The 18,139-nt window shown below is 66.6% G+C and carries 17 protein-coding genes; 14 read left to right on the forward strand and 3 right to left on the reverse strand.

Annotation, left to right across the window (positions count from 1 at the left end):
* Positions 1–266 precede the first annotated feature (266 nt).
* Positions 267–1,163 (reverse strand): hypothetical protein, encoded by an 897-nt coding sequence (locus tag ABH935_RS34645; protein WP_370382178.1) that lies wholly within the window; start codon positions 1,161–1,163, stop codon positions 267–269.
* Positions 1,164–1,311: 148 nt separating this feature from the next.
* Here ABH935_RS34645 and ABH935_RS34650 point away from each other — a divergent pair, with 148 nt between their 5' ends.
* The 5 genes from ABH935_RS34650 (at position 1,312) to ABH935_RS34670 (ending at position 8,676) form a co-directional block, all read left to right on the forward strand.
* Positions 1,312–1,872, forward strand: a complete 561-nt coding sequence (locus ABH935_RS34650; protein WP_370382179.1) for a hypothetical protein — start codon at positions 1,312–1,314, stop codon at positions 1,870–1,872.
* A gap of 268 nt (positions 1,873–2,140) precedes the next feature.
* Positions 2,141–2,527 (forward strand): CU044_2847 family protein, encoded by a 387-nt coding sequence (locus ABH935_RS34655; RefSeq protein ID WP_370382180.1) that lies wholly within the window; start codon positions 2,141–2,143, stop codon positions 2,525–2,527.
* Positions 2,528–2,678: 151 nt separating this feature from the next.
* Entirely contained in the window at positions 2,679–7,022 is a 4,344-nt protein-coding gene (locus ABH935_RS34660; protein ID WP_370382320.1) for a trypsin-like peptidase domain-containing protein, read from the forward strand.
* Positions 7,023–7,353: 331 nt separating this feature from the next.
* On the forward strand, positions 7,354–7,698 hold the full coding sequence (locus ABH935_RS34665; RefSeq protein ID WP_370382181.1) for a hypothetical protein: 345 nt from the start codon (positions 7,354–7,356) through the stop codon (positions 7,696–7,698).
* 162 nt (positions 7,699–7,860) lie between these two features.
* Complete coding sequence (locus ABH935_RS34670) at positions 7,861–8,676, forward strand: DUF6292 family protein (RefSeq protein WP_370382182.1); 816 nt, start codon at positions 7,861–7,863, stop codon at positions 8,674–8,676.
* A 278-nt stretch (positions 8,677–8,954) separates the two neighbouring features.
* Here the strand turns inward: ABH935_RS34670 and ABH935_RS34675 are convergent, their stop codons facing one another.
* Together ABH935_RS34675 and ABH935_RS34680 are read right to left on the reverse strand one after the other, a co-directional pair.
* Complete coding sequence (locus ABH935_RS34675) at positions 8,955–9,746, reverse strand: endonuclease/exonuclease/phosphatase family protein (RefSeq protein WP_370382183.1); 792 nt, start codon at positions 9,744–9,746, stop codon at positions 8,955–8,957.
* A 254-nt stretch (positions 9,747–10,000) separates the two neighbouring features.
* Positions 10,001–10,510, reverse strand: coding sequence for a prepilin peptidase (locus ABH935_RS34680; RefSeq protein ID WP_370382184.1), 510 nt, complete (start codon positions 10,508–10,510; stop codon positions 10,001–10,003).
* Between the two features lie 348 nt (positions 10,511–10,858).
* On the opposite strand from ABH935_RS34680, the gene ABH935_RS34685 reads away from it, so the two are divergent.
* The 9 genes from ABH935_RS34685 (at position 10,859) to ABH935_RS34725 (ending at position 18,079) form a co-directional block, all read left to right on the forward strand.
* Positions 10,859–11,527: a hypothetical protein gene (locus tag ABH935_RS34685; RefSeq protein ID WP_370382185.1), complete on the forward strand. Its 669-nt coding sequence runs from the start codon at positions 10,859–10,861 to the stop codon at positions 11,525–11,527.
* A gap of 257 nt (positions 11,528–11,784) precedes the next feature.
* The gene (locus ABH935_RS34690) at positions 11,785–12,459 is read left to right on the forward strand and encodes a hypothetical protein (RefSeq protein ID WP_370382186.1); all 675 of its coding nucleotides are present in this window, start codon (positions 11,785–11,787) and stop codon (positions 12,457–12,459) included.
* Positions 12,460–12,576: 117 nt separating this feature from the next.
* Complete coding sequence (locus ABH935_RS34695) at positions 12,577–13,254, forward strand: SAF domain-containing protein (RefSeq protein WP_370382187.1); 678 nt, start codon at positions 12,577–12,579, stop codon at positions 13,252–13,254.
* 2 nt (positions 13,255–13,256) lie between these two features.
* Complete coding sequence (locus ABH935_RS34700) at positions 13,257–14,027, forward strand: MinD/ParA family protein (protein WP_370382188.1); 771 nt, start codon at positions 13,257–13,259, stop codon at positions 14,025–14,027.
* Positions 14,027–15,346, forward strand: a complete 1,320-nt coding sequence (locus tag ABH935_RS34705) for a CpaF family protein (RefSeq protein ID WP_370382189.1) — start codon at positions 14,027–14,029, stop codon at positions 15,344–15,346. Before ABH935_RS34700 ends, ABH935_RS34705 begins: the two co-directional genes overlap by 1 nt.
* Complete coding sequence (locus ABH935_RS34710) at positions 15,343–16,236, forward strand: type II secretion system F family protein (RefSeq protein ID WP_370382190.1); 894 nt, start codon at positions 15,343–15,345, stop codon at positions 16,234–16,236. Before ABH935_RS34705 ends, ABH935_RS34710 begins: the two co-directional genes overlap by 4 nt.
* Before the next feature lie 8 nt (positions 16,237–16,244).
* Positions 16,245–17,129, forward strand: coding sequence for a type II secretion system F family protein (locus ABH935_RS34715; RefSeq protein ID WP_370382191.1), 885 nt, complete (start codon positions 16,245–16,247; stop codon positions 17,127–17,129).
* Positions 17,130–17,181: 52 nt separating this feature from the next.
* Entirely contained in the window at positions 17,182–17,625 is a 444-nt protein-coding gene (locus ABH935_RS34720; protein WP_370382192.1) for a hypothetical protein, read from the forward strand.
* Positions 17,626–17,695: 70 nt separating this feature from the next.
* Positions 17,696–18,079 (forward strand): hypothetical protein, encoded by a 384-nt coding sequence (locus tag ABH935_RS34725; protein WP_370382193.1) that lies wholly within the window; start codon positions 17,696–17,698, stop codon positions 18,077–18,079.
* Positions 18,080–18,139 lie beyond the last annotated feature (60 nt).

The following is an 18,139-nucleotide window of genomic DNA, read 5'->3' on the forward strand; positions in this document are numbered from 1 at the left end:
CCCCTGTCCCGCCGCCCCCCCCTCCGACCCCTCCCCCCCCGGGGGTGTTCCATTGGTGGGGCCCCCCCGGGCCCCGGCCCCGCGCCGGCGGGCGCCGCGGGTCCCGGGGCGTAGTGACATTCAGATCATCGGGCTCGCTCGGGCGGACAGAGCGCCCGGCGCGGAGACGATATTGCGAGCTCTCGACGAAAGCGATCAGCCGCTCCCTCGCGGCGCGCACCGGTGCCGTACCCGCTCAGACAGGTTCGGGCTCGATGCGAGTCGCGCTAGCGGCGTTTGCGCTTCTTGTCTCCAGGTCGCCGCTTGGTATTGCGTGCCGACGGCCGCGGTCGTCCAGTGGTGCGGGTATCGACGGGCGATGCGGTCGCGACGGGCGTGCCGACGGCAGCCTGGAAGATTTGGATGAGCCTTGCCAACATCGCCTTCTTCTGCTCCGGGGTGGTGGACTCCGGAACCGGCGTCTCCAGCAGGTGTTGCTTCACGATCGAGATCACTTGATGCTCTGCCGCGCTCCAGTCGGCCGGATCCCGGGACATGACGTCGGCGATGCCAGGGCCGTCAAAGAGCCATTCCAGGAAGTCGAAGGCGTCGGCATCGCTGATCCTCGTGATCCGCTCGGCTCTGGGGATGCCGGCGGCCTCCCCCTCTACGTCGGCGATCCGGCTGCGTAGCTCCAACCGAAGCACCTCCAGAACCGGCGCCAAGCCGGGGATCCGGGCGAGCCAGGCGGTCAGTGCCATCTGGAACAGCACCAACTCCGCTGTCCTGCCCCCCTGGGCTGCGATGCGCTCCTGGTGCAGCACCAACTCGACCGCGGCCTCGCGGCGATCCGGCGGGGCCAGACGCTCCAGGATCGCCACAGTGCCGGGCACGGCCGACTCCAGGGGGACGTAGACGCCGGAGTCCTGGGCCATCCGCTGCAGCTCCTTACCCAGGTCGCTCACCCGCATCCCGACGAACATCCACCGGTTCACGCCCCCGGGCAGCTGATCGGCCTCGGCGTCAAATGCCTTGATATCGGCAATGACCTGCGCGAGGGCCGGCGCGTCGTCGTCGACCATCGCCAGCACGCCGCGCAGCGCCCAACCGTGCATCCGGGCCATGCGATCCATCACGCCCGGTTCGTTGAGGCCCCGCAGAAACTCCTCGTCAATGCCGTGCATGGCCGTGCCCCTTTCGTCCCCGTGAGAGTGTCCTGATATAGGATCACCGCGGGTACGGCGCCGTCAACGCTGCGTGTCGGCAAGTCTGCCCAGGTCCAGCGAGCAGCAGATCGGCCGATGGTCGGAGGTTTGCTCCCGCGTACCGGTGGTGGCGTCCTCGCCTGTGCCGAACCCGCGCCGGGTGCCGGCCAGCGCCTCGGATAGCAGGATCCAGTCGACGGCCCGGCTCAGCGCTGAGGACAAGACCCGCAACGAGCAGGCGATCCGCGCCGCGATGGACCGGCTGCTGTCCGGCGACCTGCCCCCCGGCGCCAAGTGCGGCCTGAAGTCCCTGGCCGAGCAGGCCGGCGTCCCGCGCACTGGGTTCTACCCGAAGAAGAACCGCGACGGCACCGCCAGACCCGGCCCCTACCAGCACCTGGCCGCCAAGTTCGAGCAGCAGCTTGCCTCGCTCATAGCCGCTGGCGCCGTCGTGGACCCCCGCGCGGCACAGATCCAGCGACTCAAGGCCGAGAACGCCGGCCTGCGTCGCCGGATCGCCGATCGCGACGAGACCATCGCCGAGTTCACGGCGTTCAAGACCACCGCGATCTCCCGGCTAGCAGCTCAGCACGACGAGATCGAAAGGCTGCGACGGCCCGGCCTCGAACAATCCGACAACATCCGCCCGCTGCCTGCGCGCACCACCGCGACGATCGATCCGTGCTGACCTCACGCCGCGTGCAAAATCGTCAGCGCGCGGTCGTCCAGTTCGGCGGCGGCCCGCACGCCGCGGCCTTTGAACCGAGCCAGGTCCCGGCGCATCGAGGACAGGGGACGGGCGATCGACGCAATGGAAGGCGTGCAGTCCGACCGCACCCGCCAGGCCAGTAGCACCGGAGTGGGAAGTCCCGTTTCGAAAGGTTCCGAAGCTCTCGATGCGGTAAAGGTTCCGAGATCTTCGCAGTGTCCTGTGATGCGGCTTCCTAGGGTCGTGAGTGGGCGAGTGGATAGGGGACGAGATGAAATACCTGGTAGAGCTCCCAGTGGACGGGCTGGACGGCCTGCCGCAGGTGGTCGGCGTGGAGATCGAGCACACACCGGAAGGACTGGTCAAGGTCTCTCGTCCCGGCCAGGTCGTGGCCCGCGCCGCGCAGTCGCTCGGGCAGATGCTCGGCGCGATCCGCCCCGTAGCCGACAGCTTTGTCGAGGAGTTCGCCGACATGGCCAACACCCCTGACGAGATCGAGCTTGAGTTCGGGCTCTCACTGTCGGCCGACGCAAAGATGGTCGTCGCGACCAGCGCGGCAGCGGCAAATTTTAAAGTGACCCTCAAATGGTCCAAGCCCGAGAACGGTCCCGCGGCTACGACGGCTGCTCCGTGATTGCGCCGCGAACGCCTATGGCGGTGTTCGGACGGCCATCGTTGTAAGCGGCCACTTTGGGCATGTTCTCCGCGGCCGGTGATCTGGTTGCGGTGGGCTTTTTGATCTACCAGAGCCCTTGTTCCTCCTGACGCGCAAGCAGATAGCGGTGATGTACGTGAGCGTTTCCCGTCGAGGTGGTGGCGTGTCAGACGAGGTTCCTGCCTGGGCGGTTGCCCGGATTCGCTTCCGATCCGGACCCGTTGCAGGGGTGGGGTTTCTTGTAGCGTCGGATTTGGTGCTGACGTGTGCACATGTGGTGACGATCGCGCTCGGCCAGTCCGATTCCGACGGCGATCGACCAATCGGCCGGGTCGTGGTCGATTTTCCGCTGCTCGCCAATGGCATCGGTGCGTCGCGTGAGGCAGATATCGTCGGCTGGTGTCAGACGCGTCCCGATGGCAGCGGCGACACGGCGGTGCTTCGGCTGACCACACCGGCTCCGGAGGGGGCGCGTCCGGCCCGGCTGACAATGACGGACGCGCGATGGGGCGACGCGGTCAGGGTTATCGGGTTTCCCGCGGACTTGCCCGAGGACTATGGGGTTTGGGTCGAGGCTGAACTTCGGGCCAGGCAGGCCGCCGGGTGGCTGCAGGTCGAGTCTGAGCCAGCGCGGCGGTCGATCGGCCCGGGTTTCAGCGGCACTCCCGTGTGGAGCCCAGCCGCTGGCGGGGTCGTCGGGATGGTCGTCGCCGCGGAGCGCGGCTCGGGCACAACGGGATATCTGCTCCCTACGGCGACGCTGGTGGAATTGCACCCGGAGATCGCCACGGCGGATCCGGCTGAGATCTGTCCGTACCGCGGGTTGGATCCCTTCCTTGAGGAACACGCCGATTTGTTCCAAGGCCGGGACGCCGTGGTCGAGCGACTGGACGAATTGGTCACGACGAGGCCGCTCGTGGTGGCCGCCGGGCCATCAGGATGCGGGAAGTCTTCGCTGGTACGGGCCGGGGTGATCCCTCGGCTGCGGCAACGCGGCATGCAGGTCGCCGACTTCCGCCCTACGCCGGGAGCCCGGCCGGAGGACCTCCTCGCCGTCGCCCTCATGCCAATTCTCGAGCCGGACGTCAGCGAGGTCGGCAGACACGCCGACGCACAACGCCTTGCCGATGAAATGGTCTCGTCGCGTAACAAGACGCTGCCATGGCTTGCCGGCAGGCTTTCCGAGCAGGCCACAGGCGGGCTGTTGCTGTTCGCCGACCAGGTCGAGGAGATGCCGGGCGACAATGCACGAGCGCTGATAGCGCTGTTGTCCGAAATGACCCGCAGCGCGCCGCGTCGGGCCAACGGCTCCCCGACGTTGGTCGCGATCGTGACCCTGCGATCTGGCTCACTGGATGCGGTTGTCACCGATGAGACGGCCGACATGCTCCAACGTGGAGTCTTTCTCGTGCCGCCGATGGGCCGTGATCAGCTCCGTGAAGCAATCACCGTTGCCGATGTGGATTTCCAGCCGGGACTGGTGGATCGCATCTTGGACGACGCAGGCAACGAGCCCGGCTCCCTGCCGCTGGTCGAGTTCACGCTCGATCGGCTGTGGTCCCAGCGCCGCGCCGGAATGCTGACCCATCAGGCGTACGAGGACCTAGGCCGCGTGCCCGGCGCACTGGCGCAATACGCCGAGCACGTCTACCTCAACACCATCGACGAGACCCAGCACCATGCGGCGCAACGGCTTCTGGTGCAGTTGGCCAGGCCAGAGCCGGACGGCAGCTTCCAGCGGCAGCCAGTCCGACTATCCAGGCTGGACCCGGGCCTGCGCCCTGTGCTGGATCGCCTAGTCGCGAGCAGACTGGTTGTCGTGAGCCGGGCTTCCGATGGCACCGAAATCGTCGACTTGGCCCATCAGGCATTGGTGCAGCAATGGCCCACCCTGCGCGATCTACTTGAGCAGCAACGAGAATTCCGCGCATGGCAGGAACAACTGCGCTCGAGCCTGTCGCAGTGGGAGGCCGCCAACCACGAGCCCAGTGGCCTGCTGCGCGGTACAGCCATGGCCACCGCAGCGAAGTGGGCAGCCGAACGCCCCGGCGACCTCACCCCCACCGAAAGAACATACGTCCAGGGCAGTGTTGCACGGGATCGCCGCCGTATCCGGGTGCTGCGGACCGTCATCGCAGTGATCTCAGCATTAGCTCTGGCAGCAGCAAGTTTCGCTGTGATTGCGGTGAACCAGACCGGGGTGGCACAAGCCCGTCTGCGCACCGCCGCTTCGCGTGCGCTTGCCAATGACTCCAACCGATTCCGGTCGATCGACCCCGCGATATCGTTGCAGCTGGCGCAGGCTGCCTGGCACGAAGACCACACGGCTGAAGCGTATGGCGCGCTGTTCACCCAGTACGCGGCACTGCAAACGGTGGACAAGGTTTTCGAAAACCTGCGGCCGGGAACCATCGACGGAATCGCCGCCAGCCAGGACGGCAACGTCGCCATCGTGCAGCACGCTGATCAAGCGCCCGTCGTGTGGACCGGTTTTGCCGGCGATCATCCGCAGTCTTGGACCCCGCCCGCCGCACCGCACGCGCCCCGCGGTTCACAGTTCTTCATCAGCCCCAACGGCCAGACGCTGGTCGAAGCCGACGTCGAGGGCGGGTTGTGGTTGTGGGACGTCGAGCATCGCAGCGCCCCGATCGAACTCGCCACCAATCAGCCGGACACCGCGTCGACCACCTTCACCAAGCTGTGGATGGCATTCTCCCAGGACAGCACCCGGCTTGTTCGTCGGCTCGACCTCGAAGGACAGGCCCCTGAAACTGCTGTCTGGGATATGTCACACCACACATTGATTCCCACGGCGAACGCGATCGCGCCCGATCTTCAGGAAGCCCATCCGTTCTTTGGAACCGATCCCGGGACCGTCGTGCTATCAACCAACAGCACCACCAACGTCTACAACCTGACCAGCGGGCAACTGGTCCGGTCAATACCCAGACCTGACGACAAGCCATCGGACAAGGCAGCGGACATCGTGGCAGAGAACGGCGCAGTGCTTGCCCGCTGCTCGCGAGCGGACAATCGTGTCCATGTCATCGACCTGGGCACAGGCATCGAACAGCGGTCCATCCCGGTTTCGCTGTGCAGCGGTCTCCATGATCTGTACGTGGGTGCAGCCGAGGATTATGGCCTGTTTTGTCAGGACAACGTCGGCGCCGGTGACTCCGGTTCATCCAACTCCTACCTGAGCGCAGTCGATCTGCGGTCCGGCGTGGTCTATCAACTTGCCGCACCTGAGACCGGTTGTGCTGACGGAGAAGCAACGGACACCAACATCGTCATGTACTCCGGCGCGGGCCACGGTTCCCCGATGGCGCTGATCGCCGACCAGGATGTGCTCTACCGCGTTCACGCAAGCGGCCCGAGCATGCTGACTGGGGCCGATACCCGATTCTTCACCGACCAGAATACCGACTACGAATTCGTCGACAATGTGAGTCCAGACGGCGCGACCGCCGTTGACTACAACACGACCACTAGCCGCATCGAAGTCGTCGATGCGAAATCGAATTCCGTCATCACGAGTACCCCCGCTCCTCCCGTATTTGGGCCCCTGCTTGTCCAGAACACCTGGTGGGCGTTTACCCCCGACGGCAAGCGTCTGTTGGCCCTAGAAGGCGATTCGCTTGTCGTCTACACCGTGCCGACCCCTGCCGCGCCAACCCTGACCGTGCAAGGCACCATCGATTTGCCAATGCCGAATGGGATTGGACCACGGCCCTCCGACTGGCAGGCATGGGCGGGGTCAGTTGTGGCCGTCGACAACACCTCGGTGGTGGTCTTGCACGCTGGAGTGTTCAGTCGCTGGAATCTCGATACTGGCCGCGCGGTCGGCGCGCCGCTCCCGCTCCACGCCGATGTCACGTCGGAGTACCTGGCGGCTTTGCTGGCGTACACGTCGGTCACCGTCCGACCTGGTCATCCACAGCAGATCGCCGTGGCCGACCCCAACGGTTCGGTCGACCTGTGGGACCTCGATCAGCGCCGCATCATCGAGACCATCCATACCCTGCCGCAGTCTCAGAACGCGGTGCAGTTCGACCCCGCCGGTGAGAATATGGCCGTTGTGACCTCCGCCAACGTGACCGTGTGGGATATCGAGCGCGACCGGCAAATCGGACAGGCGATTCCGACCGGCTACCTCGACGAAGGGCTCCTCGGATTCACTCCCGATCACAAGATCGTGGCGCTCAGCACGCTTTCCAATACAGGAGCTCAAATCTGGGACAACGCATCCGGAAAACTGATCGCCACGTTGACTCCCCCGTCCGCAGCCCGGGCGATCCGGCTTCAGGGTGGGACCCTGAGCTACTGGTCGCACGAGCAAAAGCGGTCGATAGCACTCGATCCGGCACAATGGTTTACAGCTCTATGCGCCGCCGTCAACCGCCCCTACACCGACGCCGAGAAGCTGATCCTGGAACAGGACGACCACGCCTCCACCACCCCTCCGTGTCAGTGAGCGTTCATAAGTTGACTGGTGAGCTCGCGTATTCAAGTATCGCGAGTCCGTGGTGGAAGTGAGTTGGATGAGTCACCGCCGCTCTTCGATCGGGAGTCTCGGAGGTCGGCTCGGCGGAGATCCTGCCCAGGCGGCCACGGCAGAGGCGGTTCGGAACTGGCAACGCAGCGTCCTCACCGGGCGTCTCGGGCTCAGGGCGTCGGCGTTGCGGTCCTGGCAGATCTCCAGCGGGGCCTCGGCCTGGTTCGGCAGTCGCAGACATACCTGCATGCTCCAGTGCATCATGAGTTCTGGTCCGAAGCGGCTCCGTGTCTCGTCGAGGAGATGGCAAATGCCTGAGATCATTTTGCGGGTCGGGGTCTGGGACGGGGCCGTCGATCCCCCGTCCGCCATGATCGGTAGCCTCTGGGAACGCGTGATCGACACCCCGTTTCCGCCTGGCAGCTTCGACACCATCCAGTTATGGGACGACGAAAACGCGTGGTCCGAGGTCCAGGGCCGAAGGCTGATGCCAGACGGGCGTCGTCTCCGTATCGACCTGACGCGCATCTACCTCAACAGCGGCGATCTGAAGCCGTTCCTCGACGGGTACCGCCAGTTCGTCCCATTGCCGTGGGCCGGCGGCGAACTGGCCCAGCTCATGCGAGCGGCAGGGTGGGAGATCGTGCCTCAGTAAGAGAGTTCAGCCCGCGTGCGCCGGGGTCCCCGTCCGTGCAGATCCAGCCGAGCGAAGGATCTGGAGCCGGGAGCGATTGGGCATCAGCCAGCCTGGCCGTCCCTAGCGAGCTGATCATTTCGAACAGCAAACGGGCGTCTCGAGAATCAGTATTCTGACGTCATGGTCACCCCGGATGCTGTTGCCGAGCCGAGCAACGAAGAACTCAAGGAATTCGATCGCTACGTCGGCAACTACGCCGTGGCTGTGGCCAGGCATGCGTTGGCTGACGGGCTACCGGTGGTGGACCTCATCCTCGGGCCCCCGGAGGACATCGGAGACGGGCGGGAAGATGGTGAAGCCTGGATGTTCTTCCCTAACGACTTCAACAGCGGCCTCGGAGCGCGAGAGTGCACGCTGGGCTGGAACGAGGCGTCGGGCTGGTACTTCCAGCGGGAATCACACAAAAAGCCCATGGAACGTCGCTGGCTGGGGCACGGCTTGGTCCCCGACCCCGACCGCGTGGCAATATTCGCGACCACGCTACAGGTCAATCCGGACTCCGCCGGCAGTCTGGAGCGCCCCTTCTACCGCAGCCCGGGATGCCTGGAGCCGGAACTGCTGGATCGGTTGAAGCCGTACACGCGCACGTCAGACTCGTACCGGGAGTCGTTCACACGAGAGCGGAACCGGCACTTCGATCGGCGCCTGGCAACGACGATAGCCGCGGACCCGCCGGGGGCGCCGATCCACCTGTCTTTGCTGCCAGGCGAGTACGCCGCTCTTGAGCTGGCCCTGGAATGGCTCGACGGGCTGATCAACGCAGGCTACGACCAACGCGGCCCGCTGACTGCCTTCGCCAGGGACATCCACAAGCGGCGCGACGCTGACGCAGCGAAAATCAACGCGTCCAGGACAAGTCTTGCCGCCGCTCGCGCCAGGCTGGAGGAGCTTCGGCAGCAGGAGGCGGAGAAGCACGGAGACGACACCGACCGCTAGCCAAGACCGGACTCCGGGAGCTCCGAAGCCCGGCAGGCGAAGCGCTGCGCCTAGGAGCTGAGGCGACGCAAAAGGAGGCACCTGGTGGCCCAGCACGCCACCGCGAGGGGTTTCCACCGGCCGGAGGCTCGTCGCCGAGCAGACCAACGGTATGATCGTCTTGGCGGAGCAGGCGCGACGGCTACCCCAACCTCCCGAGCGCACACCGCGTCTACGCGCAGGAGGCCCACTTCCTGCAGGACTGGACGGACCTGGCCAAGACCGGCCCGGATCCCCGCTCAGCCGATCAGTAACAGCTCCAGGTCGACGACGATCGGCTTATGGTCGGACAAGTCGCTGTGCTCGGCGACCCGGTACCCGGTCAGCGCCGGGGCCAGCGCCTGCGACAGCAGCGCCCAGTCCACCCGGATATGGCTCGCCGTCTTCTCATACTCCGGGCCGAGACAGGCGTCGGTGTAGCCGGCGGTGGCGAGATTCCAGGCCACGCGGCGGTCACCGCGCAGGTCTTCCACCGGCGTTCCCAGCGGAGCCGGGAGACAGCGGGACGCTCTGTTCCCCGGACGCGTGTCAGCCCACGACGGCTCCGGATCGTGCGCCCCGAGCCCGTTGAAGTCACCGGCCAAGACGGTGAGCTGGCCTTTATCGGCCTTCATGTGGAACACCGACGCTTCGATGACGCGGGCGTCGGCCGAGTGCGGGTGCAGGTGGATGCTGGCGACTGTCAGCGGCGTGGACAGACCGGTAACGTTCAGCGCAACGATCGCAGCCGAGTGGTAGAACCCGGTGTAGTGCGTCGCCTGTTGGCGCAGCCCTGCCGTGTCCGACCGCCACAGCACGGCAGTGGCGCGGGACTCGGTCCGCTGTCCACTCTGCAGCCGCCCGTCCATGCCCAGCAGCTTGCGCAGCGTCCGGAACGAGTCAGCGCCGTCGTCGCTGCCCAGGGCCGTCTCCTGTAGGCACACGATGTCGGGACGCTGTTCGTCGATTACCGCGGCGATCCTCTCCAGGTTCGGGACGTGCCGGGAGCCCGGGCTCTCCGCAGCCTTGATGTTCCACGACAGCAGCCTCACCGGTAGACCTCCTGCTCTGTGTGTTTCGGAGTGTGTACATGGTGGCCTGACCTGGATATCAGAGCTCGCAGTCGAACGGTATCGGCTGCTGAACGCCGCCTGCTAAGAGCGCGCAGAACGCGCGGGCTACCGAACGCCTGGACGGAGCAGCCCGCTGCGGTAGAGCGCGGCGGCGAAGGAGGTCACGTCCCGAACGACGGCCTTGCGGCCTATGCCGAGACGCTGGGCCTCGGAGACGATCGCGAGACATACAGTTAGTGTCCTGCCAGGACGATCACAAGAACCGCGCCACCGAAAAGATAGGGCCCAAAGGCGAGCCTGTGATGCCGCGACCGGCCGCTACGCCATGCAGCGCGTGTCGCCGCGACGATGCCCGCCAGCACGAACGCGGCGACTGGACCGAGTGCCACCTGCCGCCAGGATTGAAATCCCAGGAAGGCACCGCACACAGCAGCGGCCTTACAGTCGCCGAGCCCCAGCTGCCCGGTGACCAGAGCCAAGATCAGGTAGCCGACAAAGGATGCCGCACCAGCTGCGACTGCGCGCCACCACGGGACGGCGGAATCGGCGCTGAAGGCAGCTACAGCCAGTAGGAAGACGGCCGCGCAGGCGGCTGGAGCCATGATTCGGTCGGGCATCGTATAGGTGGCCAGGTCGATAGTGGACAGCAGGATGGCAGCGACGACAAGCAGCAGGTAGGCGGCAAGCTCTACACCCAAACCGAACCTGGCCGCGATCGCGACTCCGGCGACCGTTCCGACCACAGGCGGGACGCGGCGCCATGTGCGCGACGCTGCGGCGCGGCCAGATGCGCGGAAGGCCTCGCGAGCGCCGAGAAGCCCGGCACCACAGCCAGTCAGACCGCCTGCGACCAGGGCAATCGGGTCGGCGTGGAGTGGTGGCATAGCCGCAACCCTTCAATGAAGGTAACTAGTTGTCATAGTGCATGCACAGTCACGGCCGTTGCCGAGATGTTATTTGCGCGGTCTGGACCACGCCGCCACGCACATGCTTACTATTTGGGCCTAGCGACATCCATGACCATCATCGCGGTCTAAGCGATACTCAGCACAAACCGGTCATAGTCGCCTGCTCATCGTACGGGGAAGATCATGAATTCTGACGAAGATCAGCCGCGCCGCGCGCGGGGGATGCGTCGACGCGCTGGGCGCGTTCGGGTCCGAAGCGCGGTGGCGCTGTTCGGCGCCGGAGCAATCGTGTCGGTTGCCGGCTGCGGCAGCTCAAGCGACAAGACGTCGACGGGATCCACACCCGCGACGTCGAGCACATCGACCTCAGCGGCAACGACATCGACGCCCACAGGATCGACCAGCGGCACGAGTTCGGCTCCCAGCCCAACGTCGACGTTGGCCGCGAAGGCGACTCAGGACGCGCTATCCGCCTATCGTGCCGCCTACGCGGACTGGGTAGCCGCCGCAGCGACGTCGAACTACCAGGACCCCGCACTCGCGCACCACATGTCGGGCCAGGCGCTGTCGTACGTGACGGGCGCAATGTATGTTAATAAGACGAAGGGGGCCGTCTCGAAAGGCGCGCCAGCCCTGAATCCGACCATCGGCCAGCTCGTACCAGCCGCGAACCCAACCCAGGTCGTCGTGAACGACCATATGAACGATGCCAATTGGCTGCTCTACACAACCGATGGCCATCTCTTCAACGACGTTCCAGGTGGTTGCCACCAGACGCAAGCACTGGTCGTGGAGAAGGATGGTGTCTGGAAGGTCGATCAGTTCGCGATCAATAAGGTCGGAACGTGCTGACCGGCATACGCCGCGGCGCGATCGGCGCTGCGTGCGTGTTGTTGGGGGTTGGTGTCCCGCAGGTCGCCCGTGCTGATGGCACCGGCACAACTGTGTGCGATCACAACAACGGCCAATGCACTGTGATCGTTGTAGATCCAGGCGGAGGCGGGAGCAGCTCGAGCGGAGGCTCATCGCCCTCTGGTCACTCGACTGGTAGCTCGTCGTCGGGTTCTGGGGCAGGTACTGGCCAGGCGCCACCGACTCCGACCCAGACGATGTTGAACGGTTCGTGCACCTGGACACCGGATCCGAACTACCAGCCGCCAGCCGACGATACTGTCGACCAGCACACCGGTGAGGCGGGTGGCTGGTACCAGCAGACCTGCCCGGACGGGGTGATCAAGAACGGCAAGGCTGCGACAACGGTGACGACGATGGTATGGCTCACCAGCCCGCCGCCAGCTCCGGCCCTGCCGACGCCTGCACAGTTAGCAGCCGAGGCGCTAAAGAAGCTGCAACTGCCGACACCGACGATCGCCTCCAGCCCGCGGCCCGGTCTTCCGCAGATGGTTCACGTTCCGATGTGGGCCTATGTGCCGAAGTCACAATTCGTGCCGGTGTCCGCGACGGCGTCGGTACCCGGCGAGTCGGTGACTGCGACGGCGACGCCGGTGTCGACGGTGTGGGATTTCGGCGATGGTTCGTCGGCGACCTGCGCGGGTCCGGGGACACCGTTCCCGACCGGCGGTGACCCTGCGGCTTCGTCTCCCGACTGCGGCCACACCTACTCTCGTTCCTCGGGTTCAGGCACCTTTACCGTGCGCGCGACCATCACTTGGGCTGTTACCTGGGCCGGGGCGGGCCAGCGGGGGGCGTTCAACGGGATGTTGACGACCGCGACAGAGCAGGTACAGGTCCTACAGAGCCAGGCGCTCGTTACCGGCGGCTAGGGCTCCGACCCGCCACGGCTGCGTGACGCACTTTCTCGAACCCTTCTTCTATTCACCGCACCACTGCGAGGTCCCGTCATGTCTGTGTCCACCACTCCTACGCGTCTGCCGAGGCGTATGCCGCGTCCGGGCAAGCGTGGGGCCGAGGCCGGGTTCGATGCTGCCGAGAAGCGTGTGGCGGGTTCCGGGCGAAAGAGAGCTCGTCCCTACTTGTGGGCGGGGGCGGTGCTGGCGTTGGGCGGTGCCTTCGCGTTCGCTGGCGCGTTCTCGCACCTGGGCGGACGGGTCGCGGTGCTGCAGCTCGCGCACCCGGTAAGAAGTGGGCAGGTTATTACTGTCGGTGATGTTCGTAGTGTGGAAGTCGCCGCGGATGCGAACGTCCCGTTGATCCGGTTGGCGGACTCTGGCTCCGTGATCGGGCATCCGGCCGCGTTGAGCCTGCCGGCCGGGACGCTGTTGTCGCGTGCTGATCTCGGCTCGTCGACGCTGCCGGCGGGGCAGGCGATGGTCGCGGTGTCGGTTAAGGCCGGGGCGTTCCCGACTGAGCTGTCGGCAGGCCAGACAGTGGCGGTGGCCTTGGTCACGCCTGCCGGGCAGGGCGGCTCCGCAGGAGTCCCGGTGGTAGTGCCTTCGCTGCCGACGGCCACGGTGTTGTCGACGACCGCAGCCTCGGACTCGTCGGGGTCGATGTCGGTGACCTTGCAGGCGCCAGCCGGCGCGGCTGGCCAGATCGCTTCCATCCCTGCCGGCCAGGTCCAGCTGATCGTCCTCGGTTCTGACACGGCGGGGAGCTGACCATGCTGATAACCGTCGGTTCGATCAAGTCGGGCGCCGCCACGACTACGGCGCTGGCTTTGGCCGCGTTCTGGCCTGGCGACGCTCAGGTCCTGGTCGTGGAGGCCGATCCGAAGGGCGGCGACCTGGCTGCAAAGTTCGGTCTGGAGCGCGAGCCGAGCCTGGTGTCACTGTCAGCGGCTGCCCGCCGGGAACACGATGCACAGGTTCTTCTCGATCATGCCCAGGCGCTGCCCGGAGGGCTGCGCGTGGTGGCGGGGCCTCCCGGCGCCGAGCAGGCCGGAAGCGCTGTCGGGCTGCTTGGTCGAGATGCCGCGCCGCTATGGCAGACGGTGGCCGCGGCCGACGATCTGGCAGTGATCGTCGATGTGGGCCGGCTGGACCCCGGCTCGCCTGCGCACACGCTGGTCAGGCTCGCCGATGCGGCGCTGCTGGTGGCGCGCCCGGACCTGGCTGAAGCACACGCCCTGGCCGCACGGCTTGACGGCCTGGTCACCAGCACTGAAGCCTCCGGCACCCGGCTGCACCTGGTGCTGCATGGCGATGGCTACCCCACCGACCAGGTCGAGGCCAGCTTGGCTTACCGGGCCAGCGCCCGGCTTCCGCATGATGCGAAGGCCGCGGCGATCTTGTCTGGTACCGGTGGCGGCGAGCTGCGCCGGACCTCGCTGGCCCGGGCCGCCCACGATCTGGGCCGTGTCCTGCTCGCCGAGCACGCCGCCGCAACGCAGTCCGTCTCCGACGCCTCCGCCGACCTGGAAGATGCCGCCTGATGACCACAGTCTCTGAGACGAACCCCATCGCGCAGCGCGAGCGCGCGTTGATCATCTCGTTGCGTCAGCAGGTCGGAGCGGATCTGGCGGCGTGGGCCGCGGATCGGAACCTCCCGACGGCCGAGCGGGCGGTCCGGGCTCGAGCGATGATCGCCGATGGGCTGGCCGAGCACACGAGGAACTCGATCGCCGGTGGCATTGATGTGCTGCCGCAGGACGCCGAGGCGCGGATCACTGAGGCAGTGATCAACGTGCTGTTCGGCCTGGGTGGCTTTCAGCCCCTGCTGGATGATCCGAGCATTGAGAACATCTACGCCAACGGCTGTGACGTGGTGTTCGTCGACACGATTCACGAGAAGGGCAAGCGGGTCGCGCCGATCGCGAACTCCGACGAGGAGATGATCGACATGATCCGGTTGGCCGGTGCCCGCACCGGCAACGACGAGCGCCGGTTCGACAGGGGCTGCCCGGAGCTGAACCTGGAGCTGTCGGACGGGTCCCGGATGCACGCGGTCGCCTGGATCACTCGCCGCCCGTCGGTGACGATTCGTCGCAACCGGTTCGCCCGTGGGATGACGCTGTCGCACCTGGTGGACCTCGGTGTGATGTCCCGTGAGATCGCCGGGCAGCTCGGGGCATGCGTTCGAGCGAAGAAGAACATCGTTGTCGCCGGGTCCACTAACGCCGGCAAGACCACGAACCTGCGGGCCCTGGCCGCCGAGATCAGCCCGCTTGAGCGGCTGATTACTGTCGAGGACACCCTCGAGCTTCGGCTCGGCGCCGATGCCGATCTGCATCCGAACGTGGTTGAGATGGTCAGCCGGGCCGGGAATGTCGAGGGCGTCGGTGCGATCACGCAGGCGCAGTGTGTGCGCGCCGGGCTGCGGATGTCCCCGGACCGGGTCATCGTGGGCGAGGTCCGCGGCGACGAGGTGCTGCCGATGCTGGCGGCGATGAGCCAGGGAAACGACGGCTCGATGACCACGGTCCATGCCAACTCCACCGAGGGTGTGTTCACCCGGTTCGCTACATACGCCGCCCAGGCTCCGGAGCGCCTGAGTATGGAGGCTGCGAACCTCTTGATTGCTGGCGCAGTGGACGTGGTAATCCACGTGGCGAAGATCGGCGGGAAGAGGGTGCTGACCGGCATCCGGGAGGTCGTTGGCTTTGACGGCGCGCAGATCACCTCGCATGAGGTTTACCGTCCCGGCCCCACGGGATCCGCGGTGCATGCCTTCGGCTGGCGCGCCGAGACGGTTCGGGAGCTGATTGACGCGGGCGCGGATGAGTCGCTGTTTGCCCGGGGGTGGGCGGCATGACCGCTATCGGTATCCTGATTCTCGCAGGGCTGGCCGTCGCGGTCGGGCTGGTGTTGATGGTGCGGGGCGTGACCGGCTCTACCGATGAGCCTGGCTCGACTTCGCCGGTCTTCGATGCCTGGCGGGCGAGGCTATCGGAGCCGAAGACTGTGCGCCGGGCCTTGATCACGTTCGGTGCGGCGCTGTTGGCCGGGGTGTTCACCGGCTGGCCGGCTGCCGCTGTGTTGGCCGGCGGAGTGGTGTGGTTCGCCCCGCAGCTGATGGGGCGGGACACCTCGACCAAGACCGAAGTCGCTCGCACCGAGGCCATTGCCTCCTGGGCTGAACTCTTGAGGGACACGCTGTCGGCCGCCGCTGGTCTGGAACAGTCGATCCTGGCCTCCGCAAACGCAGCACCGGAGCCGATTCGTGAACAAGTCGGAGCGATGGCCGCGCTATTGCGGGCTGGCGGGACTTTGGAGGACGCGCTGCGGCGGTTCGCCGCGGACCTGGCCGACCCGACCGCTGACCTGATCATCGCCGCGCTGTTGTTGGCGTCTCGGCAGCAGGCGCGCAACCTGCCCGAGGTCCTGGGCTCGCTGGCCGAGGCCACCCGCGCCCAGGCTGGGCTTCGGCTGCGGACCGCCGCCGACCGGGCCCGCACCCGCACCTCGGTACGGATGATCACCGGTGTGGTGATGGCGATGGCGTTCGGTCTGATCATGCTGAATCGCTCCTACCTGGCCCCGTATGACACCCCGGTTGGGCAGCTGGTGCTGATGCTGGTGGCCGCGTTGTTCGGCAGTGCCCTGATGTGGCTGTCGAAAATGAGTGTGGGGAAGGCCCCGGAGCGGTTCCTGACCCGGCTGGATGGTGAGGCCTCAACGGCCTCGGGGCGGGGGCGGGGATGACGGCGTGGATGCTGCTGGCCGGCGCCGGTTTCGGCGTGGGCCTCACTTTGCTGGCCCGTGGCCTGTTCCCGCCCAAGCTGACTCTCGCCCAAGCCCTGGCAGAGCTGAATCGTGCCCCGGCGCCGGTGCGGATCTTGGCGGCTGACGAGGGCGGCTGGGCCGCGCGGGTCGGCGCCCCGTTGGTCGGGCTGCTCCAGTCGTGGAACCTGCCCGGCGCCAAGGTGGCCAAGGACCTGCAGGTGCTCGAGCGCTCCCCGCGCCGTCATCTGGCGGAGAAGGCAGTGGCCGCCCTTGCCGGGCTGCTGCTGCTCCCGGTGTTGACCGTGGCGCTCGCCGCTGCCGGTGTTGTGCTGCCCTGGACCATCCCGGCCTGGGGTTCGATCGCCGTGGCGGCAGCCGGGTTCTTCGTCCCGGACTTGAACGTGCGCAGCGAGGCCGCCGCGAGGCGCGCCGCCTTCCGGACCGCTCTCGGGTCGTTTCTGGACCTCACGGTGATCGGCCTGTCCGGCGGCGCCGGTGTGGAAGCCGCCCTGGAGCAGGCCGCGCAGGTCGGCGACGGATGGTCGTTCGCCGCGATCCGCAAGGCCCTAGATGCTGCCCGGCTGTCCCGGGTCGCGCCGTGGGTCACGCTTGGACAGCTCGGTACCGAGCTGGATGTGCCGGTCTTGGGCGAGTTGGCGGCCTCGCTGGCGCTGGCCGGTTCAGAGGGCGCCAAGGTGAGGGCCTCGCTGTTGGCCAAGGCCCAGGCGCTGCGTGCGCACGCGCTTTCCGATGCCGACGCCGCCGCCCAGCAGGCCACCGAGCGGATGTCGCTGCCCATCGTGCAAATGTTCGCAGGGTTCTTAGTTTTCATTGCCTATCCTGCACTCTGTCACGCCCTGGGGGCGCTGTGAAACCGCTGGTCCGCCGCTGGCTCGGCCAGCACGACAGCCCCGGAGGACGACCGTGAGTACCACTGCGAACCATGCCGTCGCCGGCACCGGCGACACTGACGGCAAGCCCACCAACTGGCCCAAGCCTTCGGCGCTGCGCGCCTCGCTCATCGGTGCGGTGGTCTTGGGGCCTGCAGCAGCGATCCTCGGCATCTATCACGCGATAAACCACGGTGCCCGACCATGGTGGGTCGCTGCCTACGTCGCCGGTTTCGGTGTCATCTGCGCAGCGATGGGCGTGTGGGGAAAGGCCTCCAGCATCCGCAACGACAAACTCATGGACGCTGCCTACACCGCAGCCAAAGCACGCGGCGCCAGCGACGACGAAATCTTCGACCTGCTCCTTCACGCCCCGCCAGAACCGCCGACGACGAAACTGCGTGACGCCTTGTACATCGCTGGGATGCTGGCGATAGCAGGTGTGATCACTTGGATCCTGAAGTACCTGGTCACCTAAAGACCCGCAGACAGCAACCGTGCCCCACACAGACCAGCACAACGCCCACCCACCTTGAGGGACCATTCCGATGCACAACATAGAGAAACTCGCGCAAAACGACGCCAACGAGCAGAACCAGCAGCTGACTGCCGGGCTGGGGACGGCCGGATTGTTGTTGGGTGGCATCGGGTTCCTGTATGGCGCTGGCACCGCTACCGAGCGCCATGGCCTCGCCCCGTGGGTGCTTCTGGCGGCCTACCTTGCCGTGACTGTGGGTTTCGCTGTTGCAGTGCACCTAGTGAACCGCTCGAGGGCCGCCGCGCCGACCTCACGCACGCGCGCCGGCCAGATCTTCGACGCGGTGGTCGCCCGGTTGGACTGGGGCGGCCCGGTGCCCACCATCGTTTTGGCGGTGGCGGTCCCCTGGATCAGCTTCGCCAGCTACGGCCTCATCCTTCTTGCCCAGGGCTGAACCTGCCGCCCACCTCGACTCCCTCCTGGGCTTCGGCTCAGGGCGGATCGCGCCGCCGCC

It is taken from the genome of Catenulispora sp. GAS73 (assembly GCF_041262085.1).
In the GTDB taxonomy this organism is placed as follows: Bacteria; Actinomycetota; Actinomycetes; order Streptomycetales; family Catenulisporaceae; genus Catenulispora.